Source organism: Rhizobium sp. WYCCWR 11128 (assembly GCF_013416305.1).
Classification (GTDB): Bacteria; Pseudomonadota; Alphaproteobacteria; order Rhizobiales; family Rhizobiaceae; genus Rhizobium; species Rhizobium indicum.
Genome location: NZ_JACCEZ010000002.1, coordinates 600766 through 613845 on the forward strand (window position 1 = coordinate 600766; position 13080 = coordinate 613845).

The following is a 13080-nucleotide window of genomic DNA, read 5'->3' on the forward strand; positions in this document are numbered from 1 at the left end:
TAAGGAAAAATCAAGCTTTCTCTGGCTGGTTCGGGCCAACGGAAAAGAGACGATGAAGAACTTTCTGGCCTCATTGCAGCTGCAAAAAGACAATCCGACGCTTCTGCTGGCGCAGTTCCGAGCCCTGTCGTCGCAGATTCCCATTCTCTATGTCCTGCTGATCATCAACGCCCTTGCGGTGGCGATCACCCACCTCAAATCCGCGCCCCTTTGGCTTTCGCTCTATATTCCCGTGGCCCTGAGCGTCGTCTGTGTCTTCCGTCTCTGCTGGTGGGAGATCCGGGGCAAGGAAGATGTGACCGCCGAGCGGGCCTACAGGCTGATGAAGGTGACGATATCAGGGGCCGGCATCCTGGCCGTCGCTTTCGGCGGCTGGGCGATCGCGCTTTACCAATATGGCGATGCTTCCCAGCAGGGTCAGATCGCCTATTTCCTCGTCGTGACAGGCATTTCCTGCATCTTTTGCCTGATGCACCTGCCGATGGCGGCAGCCCTGACCACGGTCATCACCTTCTCGGCCATGGTCGCAACCTTCCTGTTCTCGGGCAATCCCGTTTTCGTGGCGACGGCCATCAGCGGCCTCTTCCTGATCCTGCCCTTCCTCAGGGTGATCAACAGCTATTTCCAGAATTTCGTCGGTCTCGTGCAATTGACCGAGGAGCTGAAGAAGAAGAAGGCGGAAGCCGAAGAGCTGAACCTCGTCAACAGCCGCAACGCGCTGCACGACCAGCTGACCGGCCTTGCCAATCGCCGCAGCTTCTTTCTCTCGCTGGAAAAACGGCTGCAGAAGAATCCGTCCTCGCCGCCCGTCCTCGGCATTCTCGATCTCGACGGCTTCAAGCCTGTTAACGACGTCTTCGGCCATGCCGCCGGCGATCTCGTGCTCAAGGAGACGGCCCGCCGCTTCGTCGCGCTGGTCGGCGAAGAGGGCATCGTCTCTCGTCTCGGCGGTGATGAGTTCGGTATCATCTTCCCCTGCTCGATGACACGCCAGGCGATCGCCGATCTCGGCCAGGCGCTCTGCGCCACCGTCCGCGATCCCTATGAAATCCCCGACGGCTCGGTCCGTGTCTTCGGTTCCTGCGGCATCGTCTACCCCGATATCGGCGAGTACACGGCCGAGGATCTCTACGAGAAAGCGGACTTCGCCCTCTACCAGGTCAAGAGCAAGCGCAGCAGCGGCGTCGAATTCTTCTCGGCCGAGCACGAGAAGATCCTGACGCTACGCCACCTGATCGAACTCGAGCTGCAGGCGAACGACTTCGCCAAGGAATTGAAACTCGATTATCAGCCGATCGTCGAGCTGAAGAGCGGCCGCGTCGTCGCTTACGAGGCGCTCGCCCGCTGGGACAGCGCCCGCTTCGGCCGCATCAGTCCAGACGCCTTCATCCCCGCGGCCGAGCGCACGGCCGTCATCGGCCGCATGACGCGGATTCTCTTCGCCAAGGCGCTCGAAGCGCTGGCGATCATTCCACGGCATCTGAGGCTGTCCTTCAATCTCTCGGCGCGCGATATCTGCGACCACGAGACCTCGATGGCGCTGCTCGCCATGATCACCCGCTCCGGCATCGATCCGAAGCGCATCGAATTCGAGATTACCGAGACCGCGCTGCTCTCCGATTTCGACGCCGCCGACCAGGTGATCACTATGCTGCGCGCCGCCGGCATCTCGATTGCGCTGGACGATTTCGGTACCGGCTATTCGAGCCTCAGCCATATTCATCGTCTCGGCTTCGACAAGCTGAAGATCGACAAGTCGTTCGTGATGAATTTCGATCGCGACGCCCGCTGCATGAACATCACCCGCTCGGTCGCCAATCTCTGCCAGAATCTCGGAATCGCCTCCGTCGCCGAAGGCGTCGAAAGCGAAGAGATCGCCGAGGGATTGAAGGCGATGGGCGTGCGTCTGGCGCAGGGCTATCATTTCTCGCTGCCGCTGCCGCTGGAACTTGCCATCGATTACGCCGCCCGGTGCGACGCCGCAGTCTCCGCCCGCAATTCGCTGTCTGCCTGAACCGACCTTGAATCGACTGGAGTGATGCTTCACCGTCGTCTATTCATGGTCTCAACAGATGAGGTGAACCATGCAGGACGGCGAAGTCATCATTGAACGGCGGGGCACCGCAGGCGTCATCCGGCTGAACCGGCCGCGAGCACTGAACAGCCTGACGCTGCCGATGATTCGAGCGATCACCGAAGCCCTTCACGACTTTGCCCGAGATTCCGAGGTGGCAAGCGTCGTGGCGACTGGGGAGGGCGAACGCGGCTTCTGCGCCGGCGGCGATATCCGCGCCCTGCATGAGAGTGCCCGCGCCGGCGATGGCCTCGCAGGTACCTTCTGGCGCGAGGAGTTCCGCCTCAACCATCTGATCGCCTCTTATCCCAAACCCTATGTCGTGCTGATGGACGGCATCACCATGGGCGGCGGCGTCGGCCTGTCGTCGCACGGCCGCCACCGCATCGTCACCGAGCGCACACGGCTTGCCATGCCCGAAACCGGCATCGGCTATGTCCCCGATGTCGGCGCCACCTGGCTGCTGCCGCGCGCACCGGGCGAAGCCGGAACATGGCTCGGCCTGACCGGGCTCGACATTGGTGCTGCCGATGCGATCCACGCCCGCCTTGCTGACCTTCAGATCGCCTCGTCGAGGCTGGATGAAGTGATCGATGCTCTCTCGGGCCTGCCGCGCGGCAGTTCTCCCGGCGATGTCGATGCCGTGCTGCAGGCGTTTTCGGAGCCTCAGGGAGAAAGCCGGCTGCGACAGAACGCGGCGGTTATCGATCGCGCATTTGGTTTCGACAGCGTCGAGGAAATCCTGGCAGTACTCGCCGGGGAGGAAGGCGAATTTGCCGCCGAGACGCGCCGAGTGATGCTGACGCGTTCACCGACCAGTCTGAAGCTCGCTTTGCGGCTGCTCAGGGCCGGCCGCCGCAGCGCCTCGCTTGCCGAATGCCTCGGCCGCGAACTCGGCGCCTGTCTGCAGATGCTTGATAATCCCGATTTCTTCGAGGGTATCCGCGCCGCCGTCATCGACAAGGACCGCAATCCGCAATGGTCGCCGGCAACTGTTGAGGCTGTGGGGGCCGAAACGGTCGAGCATTTCCTGAAACCGGCCGAACCGCCGCTTTCACTCTGAACGCTATCCAGTTATCGCCACATGCCGCGCATGCGGGCGCCGACATCGATGCGCACCTGCCGCGCCTGCGCTTGCGCGGCAGTCTGCGATTTCACCTGCGGCCAGCTGCAGGCCTCGAAGAACTGCAGCAGGGTCGCGGGAATGAAGCGGCTGCGTGAGGCATAGACATGCCGGTCGCCCTGCGAGTTCTGCCCATAGGTGAAGAAGCGTTGTGGCACAACGAGGTCGAGACCATCCCGGGCGCGTGTCATGGCGACGTAGAGCAGCCGGCGTTCCTCTTCGATTTCGGCGGTGGTGCCGACGGCGAGATCGCTCGGTATGCAGCCGTCGACGACGTTCAGCATGAATACCTTCGTCCATTCCTGGCCCTTGGCGGAATGGATGGTCGACAGGATGAGATAATCCTCGTCGAGAAGCGGCACGCCCGCCTGGTCGCTGGTCGCATCCGGCGGATCGAGGGTGAGCTCGGTGAGAAAGCGCTCGCGTGAGGCATAACCGCTAGCGATCTGCTCGAGCTGCAGCAGATCGGCCTGCCGCGTCGCGGCATCCTCGTGCAGCCGTTCCAGATGCGGCGCATACCATTGCCGCGCCAAACCGATCTCTGCCGGCCAGCCGGCCTTGCCGGTCTTCAGCTCCTGCAGCATCGAAACGAACATTGTCCAGTCCTCACCGGAGCGCGGCGGCGCCGGCATGGAGCCAAGAGCAGTAATCGGGCTGGCATCCTCGGCCATCAGGTCGAGCGTCTTCTGCGCCGTCGACGGCCCGACGCCCGGCAGGATCTGCATCAGCCGGAAGCCCGCCACACGGTCGCGCGGGTTCTGCGCGAAGCGAAGGGCGGCCAGCATGTCCTTCACATGCGCGCTGTCGAGAAACTTCAGCCCGCCGAACTTGACGAAGGGAATGTTGCGCCGGGTCAGCTCGACCTCCAGCGGCCCGCTGTGATGCGAGGCGCGGAAGAGCACGGCCTGCTGTTTGAGCGTGAGGCCTTCCTCGCGGTTGTCGAGCACCATGTCGGTGATGTAGCGCGCCTGCTCGGCCTCGTCGCGCACCGTGACCAGGCGCGGCCGCTCGGACGATTGCCGCTCGGTCCAGAGGTTCTTGGTGAAGCGCTCCGAGGCGAGATCGATGACGGCGTTGGCGGCGGCGAGGATCGGCTGCGTCGAGCGGTAGTTGCGGTCGAGCGTGACGATATTGGCGGCCGGGCTGAAGGCGGCGGGAAAATCGAGGATATTGCGCACCGTCGCGGCACGGAAGGAATAGATCGACTGCGCATCGTCGCCGACGACGGTCAGCCCCTGGCCTTGGGGTTTCAGCGCCAGCAGGATCGAGGCCTGCAGCCGGTTGGTGTCCTGATATTCGTCGACCAGCACATGGTCGAAGCGGCTGCCGATATCCTCGGCAATCATCGCTTCGCCAACCATCTGCGCCCAGTAGAGCAGCAGATCGTCGTAATCGAGCACGTTCTGGCTCTGCTTGGCCTCGACGTAACAGGCGAAAAGTTCGCGCAGCTGTTTCTCCCACGTTGCGCACCAGGGAAAGATGTCGCGCAGCACAAGGTCGAGCGCGGTTTCCGAATTCACCGCCCTGGAATAGATGGCAAGGCACGTGCCTTTTGTGGGAAAACGGCTTTCCGTCTTCGAGAAGCCGAGGTCGTGCCGGATCAGGTTCATCAGATCGGCACTGTCTTCGCGGTCGTGGATGGTAAACCCAGGATCCAGACCGATCTGCTCCGCATAATCGCGCAACAGCCGCGCGCCGATGCCGTGGAAGGTGCCGGACCAGGAAAGCGCATCCGCCATCACGCCGGCATTCGAGCCAAGCACATCGCGGCAGATGCGCTCGACACGCCGCGCCATCTCGGCGGCTGCCCGTCGAGAGAAGGTCATCAGCAGGATGCGGCGGGGATCGGCGCCTTTGACGATGAGATGGGCGACGCGATGCGCCAAGGTATTCGTCTTGCCCGAGCCGGCGCCGGCAATGACCAGCAGCGGCCCGGCAATATGGCTGCCGTCGATGAGCGTGCCGTGCTCGACGGCCATGCGCTGCTGCGGATTGAGCTTTTCGAGATACATCCAGCCGTCCGGTCGGGCTCCCGCAGAATCACTGGGGAAAGATTAGATGTTCCTTGAATGTTCGCGATTGCCGTCCCTGTCAAGCGATCTGGCGCGCGAGCAACATCTCAGTCGGGGAAATCCGGGCCGATCTCGCGCCGCACCAGCTTCAGGCTGCGGTCGGGCTGAAGGATATAGGTTTCCTCCACGCGCTGTCCCGTCCCGTTGTAGAACTGGTTGTAGACGGCGCTGCCGACCGGCGACTTGGCAAGCTTCGTTCGCGGCTGGCCGCCATAGGTAATGCTGCCGGGAATGGGATCCAGCGCCGGGCTATCGGCCGAGGAACAGCCGGCAAGCCCGGCAAACAATCCTCCGGCCAACAAGGCAGGCAGAAGCGCTTTCATCGTCATCATCCCTCTTTCGACTGCAGCCAGATATGGAAGCGGCGGCGCCTTTCGCCAAGGGTAGCCCATGCCACCGCGCAGGTATCGCTGTCGAGCAGGCTCTTCTTTTTCGGGGGACGCAACGAATGCGTCGCTGCGGCGTTAACAGACATCAACCAACATTAGGAAACGTTCACGGTGCTCGGCTTTCCAGCATTCACGGGGCATGGCGAGCCCGGCCGTCAGGGCCACAGCGATGCCGCGACGCGCGCCTCGGTGGAGAGCGCCCTTCATGCGGCCGCCGATATCGAAGCCGGCGAAATCACCGTCAGCATATCGGGCTCCTATGTCATCCTGGAAGGTTTCGTGCGCCGGCGGGGTGATGTCGAGCGGGCGATCGAGATCGCCGAGGGCGTCGTCGGCCGGGGCTATGTGCGTGCTCGCTTGCTGCGACGCTAGCCGGCTCGCGCTCATCTCTTTGCGATGCATGAAGGGAACCAAAATGCTCTCTCGCGTGTTGAAAGGCCGGACCTAAACGCTGGAGACTCTCATGCAGTTGCTTCCTCGCCTCTGGGCGACCTTGATAGTGGGTTGCGGTGTCTTTGCCGGCTCCGCCCATGCTTCGCTGGAAACCGGCACAAATTATTCCGCTTTGCCGAAGGACCAGATCGCCCTCAACGAATACACCGGGGCCGTCGCCTGCCAGCCGGTAGAGCCTCACTATCTCCCCTCCTTCATTCGCGCGGCAGATGGCACGATCATTGGTGTCGGCTATATCGAAGTGGAGAATGAGAGCGGCGCGGACTGCTGAGGCGTCCGCTTTGCTCGGACGAGGCTCGCCTGCGTTTCCGCAGAGGTGACGAGCCTCTAACCATCATCATGATGGCTGGTCGTCTTCTATTGATGCAGCTGTACCAGGCGCAACGCCCTTTGCACCAAAACCCGGCACGCATTTATTGCAGGGTTAAATCAAAATTAAAGCATTGTCCCGTTCCGGCACGCTTGCGCGCCCAGAAGGCGAAAATCGCCCGAAATTCCTTGCCGAAGTGCTAATGCAGCTTCAGCTTCGCCTCTTCGGCGGCCGCCAGGAACTCGGCTCTTGCTTCTTCCACGCTCTTGCGCCCATCGAGCGCTGCCCGGCAGGCGCTGCGGGCCTTGATATAACGAAGCCCGCGCATACTCGGCCACAGATCCGCCAGGCACTTCAGCGCATCGAACGGCCCATTGACCGTTCGCGCATCGGCACCGTCGAAACCAACCTTGACCGGGCTGTTCCATCTTTCAGTTGCCATTGACGCTCCTCCACGATTGTCGACAGAAACGAGCGCAGCATCTCCCAGTTCCTCCGGGGAGACTTTGCGATAGTTAATACTCTAGCGTGATTTTTGCCGTCAGCAATGGGCGGATCGTCGCTGATGCCGCAACGAATGGTTTCGCCTCGACCCATGACAGGAAAGCCTATGGCTGCCAGCTGATGAGAAACGCTAACTTATGAGGTGTTTTCGCCGGGAAGGGTAGAGTCGAGATTGACTGTCTTTTCAAGAAAACTGGTGCTGCCGAGTGGGATTGAACCACCGACCTCACCCTTACCAAGGGTGTGCTCTACCACTGAGCTACGGCAGCAGGACCAGTACCCGTGCGAGCCGTGTGGCTCAATCGCGAGAACGGGGGGCTATTGCCACAGCTTGGCGGCAAGCGCAAGCCGCAAATTCCAACTTCGCGTCGATTGGGATGAAGGGACTTTTGGATTGGCGCGAATTCAGCTAATCCTGTCGCATGAATGAAAAGACCGAAACCGGCCAGCAGAGCCGCAAACAGGCGATCGAAGCGCAGGCGAAACTGCGCCGCGACCGCGCCGCCGAAAAGCTCAGGGAAAATCTGGGGCGACGCAAACAGCAGGTTCGCGCCCGCCGTTCCGGCCAAGCCGACGAAACAAATGGGCTGCCCGCCGCAAAATTGGACGAATCGTAATGTTCCGTCCGTCGCGAATTGAAGCGTGTCGAGAAATCCCCTAAACACCTCACTCCTTATTCCAAGGCAGAACTTTCAGGAAAGGCGGGCGCTGCCCGTAAGCGCACATGGATCGTATCAGAATCGTCGGCGGTAATGAGCTGAATGGCATCATTCCGATTTCCGGCGCCAAGAATGCCGCACTGCCGCTGATGATCGCCTCGCTTCTGACCAGCGATACGCTGACGCTCGAAAACGTGCCGCATCTGGCCGATGTCGAGCTGCTGATGCGCATCCTCGGCAATCACGGCGTCGACGTCGCCGTCAACGGCCGCCGCGAGCGACAGGAAGATTCCTATTCGCGCACGATCCATTTCACCTGCCGCACCATCGTCGATACGACCGCATCCTATGAACTGGTCTCGAAGATGCGCGCCTCCTTCTGGGTCATTGGCCCGCTGCTGGCGCGCGAAGGCCACTGCCGCGTTTCGCTACCGGGCGGCTGCGCCATCGGCACGCGCCCCGTCGATCTTTTCATCGAGGGCCTGACCGCGCTCGGCGCGACCATGGAGATCGATGCCGGGTATATCAACGCCAAGGCGCCTGCCGGCGGCTTGATCGGCGCACGCTACACCTTCCCGAAGGTCTCCGTCGGCGCCACCCATGTGATGATGATGGCGGCAACGCTTGCCCGCGGCACGACTGTCATCGGCAATGCCGCCCGCGAGCCTGAGGTCGTCGATCTCGCCAACTGCTTGAACGCCATGGGCGCCAAGATATCGGGCGCGGGTACTGCGACGATCACCATCGAAGGCGTCACCTCGCTCTCCGGCGCTCGCCACCGCGTCCTGCCAGATCGCATCGAAACCGGCACCTATGCCATGGCCGTCGCCATGGCCGGCGGCGACGTCGTGCTCGAGAATACCGATGTGGCGCTGCTCGAAACCGCGGTGGAAACGCTGCGTCGCGCCGGCGCGGAAATCTCGTCGACCAACAATGGCATGCGCATCAAGCGCAATGGCGCCGGCATCAGGCCGGTCGATATCGTCACCGATCCTTTCCCGGGCTTCCCGACCGATCTGCAGGCGCAGTTCATGGCGCTGATGACCCGTTCTTCCGGCGTCTCGCATGTCACCGAGACCATCTTCGAAAACCGTTTCATGCATGTGCAGGAGCTTGCCCGCCTCGGCGCCAGGATCTCGCTGTCCGGCCAGACGGCGAAGATCGAGGGTGTCCAACGCCTGCGCGGCGCGCCGGTCATGGCGACCGATCTGCGCGCCTCCGTCTCGCTCGTCATCGCCGGCCTTGCCGCCGAAGGCGAGACCACGGTGTCTCGCGTCTATCACCTCGACCGCGGTTTCGAGCGGCTCGAGGAGAAGCTGACCCGCTGCGGCGCCATCGTCGAGCGCATCAGCGAGTAACGCGCCCTTTATCCTGGTTGCGTATTCGGTCGCCGCGCCTTATTTCCCTTGTCTGACGCATCGCCATTCCGGCGATGCCCGGTACTGACCGGTAATGGGATGAGGCTGAATGACCGACCTGAAACTTGTTGCGCTCGATGATGAAGACCTTGCGATCATTTCGGCGCATATGCAGGACAGCGTCTTCAAGGTCGGCGACATCGACTGGTCGCCGCGCGATGCGCAGTTCGCGCTTGCCGCCAATCGTTTCGTCTGGGAAGGTGCCGAGCGCAAGCGCAAGGGTTTCGAGCGTCGCCGTGCTGCCCTGGTCTTCAAACGCGTGATTGCCGTTCGCTCGCTCGGCATCGATCGCGGAAAACGCGACGAGGTGCTGTCGCTGCTGGCGCTGCGCTTCGAGAAGAAGGGCGAGGGGCCGGATGGTACGATCGAGCTGTCGCTGTCGGGCACGGCCTCGATTGCGCTCGATGTCGAATGCATCGAAGTCCAGCTGGCCGATATCGGCGGCGCCTGGGAGGCGTCTTCCAAGCCTCGCCACCGCTGACGTGACGCCCTAAAGTTTGAACATCGCAGTTTCGAGTTGAGAAGGAATATCGGCCTTGGCAATCTGGCTGGATCAGGCATCGGAAGGTTTCGAGCAGCATTTTGCCGCCTTTCTGACGACGAAGCGTGAAGTCTCCGAGGATGTGAACATCGTCGTTCGCGCCATTATCGATGACGTCCGCGCCCGTGGCGATGTGGCGCTGGCCGAATATTCGCTGAAATTCGACGGCATCGATTACGCCACCGTCCCGATGCGTGTCACGCCTGAAGAGATCGACGCCGCCGTCGAGGCGGTGCCTTCGGAAGTGTTGGGGGCGCTGAAGCTCGCAGCACTGCGCATCGAATCCCACCATCGCCGGCAGTTGCCGAAGGACGATATCTACGAGGACGACATGGGTGTCAGTCTCGGCTCGCGCTGGACGGCGATCGAAGCGGTCGGGCTCTATGTTCCGGGCGGCACCGCGAGTTATCCGAGCTCGGTGCTGATGAATGCCGTGCCGGCCAAGGTCGCCGGTGTCGATCGCATCATCATCGCCGTTCCCGCCACGGGCGGCGCCGTCAATCCGGCGGTGCTTGCCGCCGCCAAGCTTGTCGGCGTCACCGAGATTTATCGTGTCGGCGGCGCCCAGGCGATCGCGGCTCTTGCCTATGGCACCGAGACGATCGCCCCGGTCGCCAAGATCACCGGCCCCGGCAACGCCTATGTCGCCGCCGCCAAGCGCCATGTCTTCGGCACCGTCGGCATCGACATGATCGCCGGTCCCTCCGAAGTGCTGGTCATTGCAGACAAGGACAACAATCCGGATTGGATCGCAGCCGACCTCTTGGCCCAGGCTGAGCACGACGTCAGTTCCCAGGCGATCCTGATCACCGATGATGCCGCATTCGGCAAGGCGGTGGAGCAGGCGGTCGAACGCCAGCTGAGGACGCTGAACCGCGCCGAGACGGCGGCGGCAAGCTGGCGCGATTTCGGCGCGGTCATCCTGGTTGACGATCTGAAACAGGCCATTCCGCTGGCAAACCGTATCGCTGCCGAGCATCTGGAGCTCGCCGTCGTCGATCCCGACCGGCTGCTCGACGGCATCCGCAATGCCGGCGCGATCTTCATCGGCGCCCATACGCCTGAAGTTATCGGCGATTATGTCGGCGGTTCGAACCATGTGCTGCCGACGGCGCGGTCGGCGCGCTTCTCCTCCGGCCTTTCGGTGCTCGATTTCGTCAAGCGCACATCGATCCTGCGCCTCGGCCCACAGCAGCTTCGCACCCTCGGCCCGGCGGCGATCGCTCTTGCCGTTTCCGAAGGCCTCGATGCCCATGCGCGATCGGTCGCGATCCGCCTCAACCTCGAAAGGTGAGGGCATGGCGAAGGGCGATTTCCGGCTTTGCGACGTCGTCCTTGACGATACGATCGGCCGTTCGACGCCCGATGTCGAGCATGAGCGCGCTGTCGCCATCTTCGATCTGATCGAGGAAAACAGCTTCGAGCCGCTCGGCCATGCCGGCGGGCCTTACCGGCTGAACATCTCGCTGGTCGATTCGAAGCTGGTTTTCGCCATCACCACCGAAGAAGGCGGCGGCGTCGCCACCCATATCCTGTCGCTCACGCCCTTCCGGCGGATCGTCAAGGATTACTTCATGATCTGCGAAAGCTATTACGAAGCGATCCGCTCGTCGACGCCGAGCCGCATCGAGGCGATCGACATGGGCCGGCGCGGCATTCACAATGAAGGTTCGCAGACGCTGAAGGATAGGCTGGCCGGCAAGATAGAGGTCGATTTCGACACCGCCCGGCGCCTTTTCACGCTGGTCTGCGTGCTCTACTGGCGCGGATGACGGCAATGGAGCGCGCCGCCGACGTCGAGGAGGGAAAGCGGCCGGGCGCCATCCTCTTCATGTGCGGGATGAATGCCATTCGCTCGCCAATGGCCGAAGCGATCGCCCGTAGCATTTTGCCGGCCAATACCTATATCAGGTCTGCCGGCGTTCGCGCCGGCGAGCGCGATCCCTTTGTGGATGTCGTGCTCGAGGAGATCGGGCTTTCCCTCGGGCGCCGCCAGCCGCAGACGCTGGAAGAGCTCGAGGACGATTACTTCGATCTGATCATCACGCTGTCGCCGCAGGCCCATCATGCAGCACTCGAGCTGACGCGGTCGAGTGCGGTCGATGTAGTCTATTGGCCGACCATGGATCCGACGGTTGCAATCGGAACGCGCGAGCAGATTCTGGAGAGCTACCGCGAGGTCCGCGATCATCTGGCCGGCCTCATCGAAAGCCGGCTACTCAAACGAAATGGCATTGCCGCGCAATCGGCATGAAAACAAATAAAGGAAAGCTGATCAACGAGGTTCACAAACCTGCGTTGATTGTGTAGTTTCCGCCCAAATTTTAAAGGCGCGCGCTGCGCTGCCTATTCAACCCACAGGAAGAAAACACTTATATGCCTAAAGAAGAAGTCCTCGAATTCCCGGGAATCGTCACCGAACTTCTGCCGAATGCGACGTTCCGCGTGAAGCTCGAAAACGAACACGAGATCATCGCCCACACCGCGGGCCGCATGCGCAAGAACCGCATCCGCGTTCTCGCCGGCGACAAGGTGCTTGTGGAAATGACGCCCTACGATCTGACCAAAGGCCGTATCACCTACCGTTTCAAGTAAGTTTGCCCGAAGGTCCCCGCAAGGGTTTTTGCTCCCGTCTGACGATGGTCGAGGTTCCATGGCGCTGAAATACAAGCTCATTCTGGCCTCGGGCTCGCCCCGTCGCGTTGACCTGCTCAACCAGGCCGGCATCGAGCCCTCGCGCCTGATGCCGATGGATATCGACGAGGCGCCGAAGAAGTCGGAGCATCCGCGTTCGCTGGCCCGCAGGCTTTCGGCTGAGAAGGCTGAAGCTGCCCTTGCCGCCATCAAGGGCGATATCACCTGGAAGGGCAGCTATATCCTGTCTGCCGATACGGTGGTCGCTGTCGGCCGGCGCATTCTCGGCAAGGCTGAGTTCGCCGACGAGGCATTGAACTCGCTGCATCTCCTCTCGGGACGCAACCATATGGTCTACACCGGCGTTTGCCTGGTGACCCCGGATCGCAAGGTCCGTCAGAAGATTGTCGAGACCAAGGTACGCTTCAAGCGTCTCTCCGGCTTCGAGATCGAGAACTACCTGGCCTCCGGCCAGTGGCGCGGCAAGGCAGGCGCCTACGGCATCCAGGGCCTCGCCGGCACCTTCGTACAGAAGATGGTGGGCTCCTACACCAATGTCGTCGGCCTGCCGCTTTATGAAACCATTCTGCTTTTGACCGGCGAAGGCTTCGATGTGCATAGCCGGTGGCCCGAGGGCTGAGCCTGACGGCCGATCGCATAGGACAAACCGATATGCCTGAAGACAAGAAAGCGGCCGCCAAGGTCGAACCGCTGCGCAAGACCCGCCCTTGCCCCGAATGCGGCAAACCTTCGAACCGCGAACATTACCCCTTCTGCTCCAACCGCTGCCGCGAGGCCGATCTCTCCCGCTGGCTGACCGGCGCCTACGCCATCCCGGTTGCCGACGACGAGACGAAGGCCGATTATCGGGATGAGGAAAACTAGAGAAATCCACCCGCGAAG

16 protein-coding genes and 1 tRNA gene are annotated in these 13080 nt (G+C 62.0%); 13 read left to right on the plus strand and 4 right to left on the minus strand.

Going from position 1 to position 13080, the window contains the following annotated elements:
• Positions 1-52: 52 nt before the first annotated feature.
• Together HX898_RS10610 and HX898_RS10615 are read left to right on the plus strand one after the other, a co-directional pair.
• Positions 53-2014 (plus strand): EAL domain-containing protein, encoded by a 1962-nt coding sequence (locus tag HX898_RS10610; protein WP_180194625.1) that lies wholly within the window; start codon positions 53-55, stop codon positions 2012-2014.
• A gap of 70 nt (positions 2015-2084) precedes the next feature.
• The gene (locus HX898_RS10615) at positions 2085-3137 is read left to right on the plus strand and encodes an enoyl-CoA hydratase/isomerase family protein (protein WP_180194626.1); all 1053 of its coding nucleotides are present in this window, start codon (positions 2085-2087) and stop codon (positions 3135-3137) included.
• Between the two features lie 11 nt (positions 3138-3148).
• Here the strand turns inward: HX898_RS10615 and HX898_RS10620 are convergent, their stop codons facing one another.
• Together HX898_RS10620 and HX898_RS10625 are read right to left on the minus strand one after the other, a co-directional pair.
• The gene (locus HX898_RS10620) at positions 3149-5209 is read right to left on the minus strand and encodes an ATP-dependent helicase (RefSeq protein WP_180194627.1); all 2061 of its coding nucleotides are present in this window, start codon (positions 5207-5209) and stop codon (positions 3149-3151) included.
• 107 nt (positions 5210-5316) lie between these two features.
• Positions 5317-5592, minus strand: coding sequence for a hypothetical protein (locus HX898_RS10625; RefSeq protein WP_180194628.1), 276 nt, complete (start codon positions 5590-5592; stop codon positions 5317-5319).
• 177 nt (positions 5593-5769) lie between these two features.
• On the opposite strand from HX898_RS10625, the gene HX898_RS10630 reads away from it, so the two are divergent.
• Both HX898_RS10630 and HX898_RS10635 read left to right on the plus strand, forming a co-directional pair.
• Positions 5770-6030, plus strand: coding sequence for a BON domain-containing protein (locus tag HX898_RS10630; RefSeq protein ID WP_130681107.1), 261 nt, complete (start codon positions 5770-5772; stop codon positions 6028-6030).
• A gap of 91 nt (positions 6031-6121) precedes the next feature.
• Positions 6122-6382 (plus strand): hypothetical protein, encoded by a 261-nt coding sequence (locus tag HX898_RS10635; RefSeq protein WP_180194629.1) that lies wholly within the window; start codon positions 6122-6124, stop codon positions 6380-6382.
• Positions 6383-6620: 238 nt separating this feature from the next.
• On the opposite strand, the gene HX898_RS10640 is transcribed toward HX898_RS10635, so the two are convergent.
• Together HX898_RS10640 and HX898_RS10645 are read right to left on the minus strand one after the other, a co-directional pair.
• Positions 6621-6863, minus strand: coding sequence for a DUF982 domain-containing protein (locus HX898_RS10640; RefSeq protein ID WP_180194630.1), 243 nt, complete (start codon positions 6861-6863; stop codon positions 6621-6623).
• 256 nt (positions 6864-7119) lie between these two features.
• A tRNA-Thr gene (locus HX898_RS10645) sits at positions 7120-7194 on the minus strand.
• A 153-nt stretch (positions 7195-7347) separates the two neighbouring features.
• On the opposite strand from HX898_RS10645, the gene HX898_RS10650 reads away from it, so the two are divergent.
• The 9 genes from HX898_RS10650 to yacG all read left to right on the plus strand — a co-directional run bounded on the left by HX898_RS10650 (position 7348) and on the right by yacG (position 13062).
• Positions 7348-7542, plus strand: a complete 195-nt coding sequence (locus tag HX898_RS10650) for a hypothetical protein (protein ID WP_168339397.1) — start codon at positions 7348-7350, stop codon at positions 7540-7542.
• 107 nt (positions 7543-7649) lie between these two features.
• A complete protein-coding gene (gene murA, locus HX898_RS10655) occupies positions 7650-8942 on the plus strand; it encodes a UDP-N-acetylglucosamine 1-carboxyvinyltransferase (RefSeq protein WP_003545312.1) in 1293 nt (430 codons plus the stop codon).
• Between the two features lie 109 nt (positions 8943-9051).
• Positions 9052-9483 (plus strand): DUF2948 family protein, encoded by a 432-nt coding sequence (locus tag HX898_RS10660; protein ID WP_180194631.1) that lies wholly within the window; start codon positions 9052-9054, stop codon positions 9481-9483.
• 55 nt (positions 9484-9538) lie between these two features.
• Positions 9539-10837, plus strand: coding sequence for a histidinol dehydrogenase (gene hisD / locus HX898_RS10665; protein ID WP_180194632.1), 1299 nt, complete (start codon positions 9539-9541; stop codon positions 10835-10837).
• A gap of 4 nt (positions 10838-10841) precedes the next feature.
• Positions 10842-11315: a UPF0262 family protein gene (locus tag HX898_RS10670; RefSeq protein WP_017958916.1), complete on the plus strand. Its 474-nt coding sequence runs from the start codon at positions 10842-10844 to the stop codon at positions 11313-11315.
• A complete protein-coding gene (locus tag HX898_RS10675) occupies positions 11312-11797 on the plus strand; it encodes a low molecular weight phosphatase family protein (protein WP_173862990.1) in 486 nt (161 codons plus the stop codon). The genes HX898_RS10670 and HX898_RS10675 overlap by 4 nt, the downstream gene beginning before the upstream one ends.
• A gap of 122 nt (positions 11798-11919) precedes the next feature.
• Positions 11920-12138: a translation initiation factor IF-1 gene (gene infA, locus HX898_RS10680; RefSeq protein ID WP_003545338.1), complete on the plus strand. Its 219-nt coding sequence runs from the start codon at positions 11920-11922 to the stop codon at positions 12136-12138.
• 58 nt (positions 12139-12196) lie between these two features.
• Positions 12197-12817 (plus strand): Maf-like protein, encoded by a 621-nt coding sequence (locus HX898_RS10685; protein ID WP_003545339.1) that lies wholly within the window; start codon positions 12197-12199, stop codon positions 12815-12817.
• A gap of 32 nt (positions 12818-12849) precedes the next feature.
• Positions 12850-13062, plus strand: coding sequence for a DNA gyrase inhibitor YacG (yacG, locus tag HX898_RS10690; protein ID WP_180194633.1), 213 nt, complete (start codon positions 12850-12852; stop codon positions 13060-13062).
• The last annotated feature ends 18 nt before the right edge of the window (positions 13063-13080 follow it).

Coding starts and splice junctions, on each gene's coding strand:
- HX898_RS10610 (WP_180194625.1), top strand. CDS start 53: ATGAAGAACTTTCTGGCCTCATTGCAGCTGCAAAAAGACAATCCGACG.
- HX898_RS10615 (WP_180194626.1), top strand. CDS start 2,085: ATGCAGGACGGCGAAGTCATCATTGAACGGCGGGGCACCGCAGGCGTC.
- HX898_RS10620 (WP_180194627.1), bottom strand. CDS start 5,209: ATGTATCTCGAAAAGCTCAATCCGCAGCAGCGCATGGCCGTCGAGCAC.
- HX898_RS10625 (WP_180194628.1), bottom strand. CDS start 5,592: ATGAAAGCGCTTCTGCCTGCCTTGTTGGCCGGAGGATTGTTTGCCGGG.
- HX898_RS10635 (WP_180194629.1), top strand. CDS start 6,122: ATGCAGTTGCTTCCTCGCCTCTGGGCGACCTTGATAGTGGGTTGCGGT.
- HX898_RS10640 (WP_180194630.1), bottom strand. CDS start 6,863: ATGGCAACTGAAAGATGGAACAGCCCGGTCAAGGTTGGTTTCGACGGT.
- HX898_RS10650 (WP_168339397.1), top strand. CDS start 7,348: ATGAATGAAAAGACCGAAACCGGCCAGCAGAGCCGCAAACAGGCGATC.
- murA (WP_003545312.1), top strand. CDS start 7,650: ATGGATCGTATCAGAATCGTCGGCGGTAATGAGCTGAATGGCATCATT.
- HX898_RS10660 (WP_180194631.1), top strand. CDS start 9,052: ATGACCGACCTGAAACTTGTTGCGCTCGATGATGAAGACCTTGCGATC.
- HX898_RS10670 (WP_017958916.1), top strand. CDS start 10,842: ATGGCGAAGGGCGATTTCCGGCTTTGCGACGTCGTCCTTGACGATACG.
- HX898_RS10675 (WP_173862990.1), top strand. CDS start 11,312: ATGACGGCAATGGAGCGCGCCGCCGACGTCGAGGAGGGAAAGCGGCCG.
- infA (WP_003545338.1), top strand. CDS start 11,920: ATGCCTAAAGAAGAAGTCCTCGAATTCCCGGGAATCGTCACCGAACTT.
- HX898_RS10685 (WP_003545339.1), top strand. CDS start 12,197: ATGGCGCTGAAATACAAGCTCATTCTGGCCTCGGGCTCGCCCCGTCGC.
- yacG (WP_180194633.1), top strand. CDS start 12,850: ATGCCTGAAGACAAGAAAGCGGCCGCCAAGGTCGAACCGCTGCGCAAG.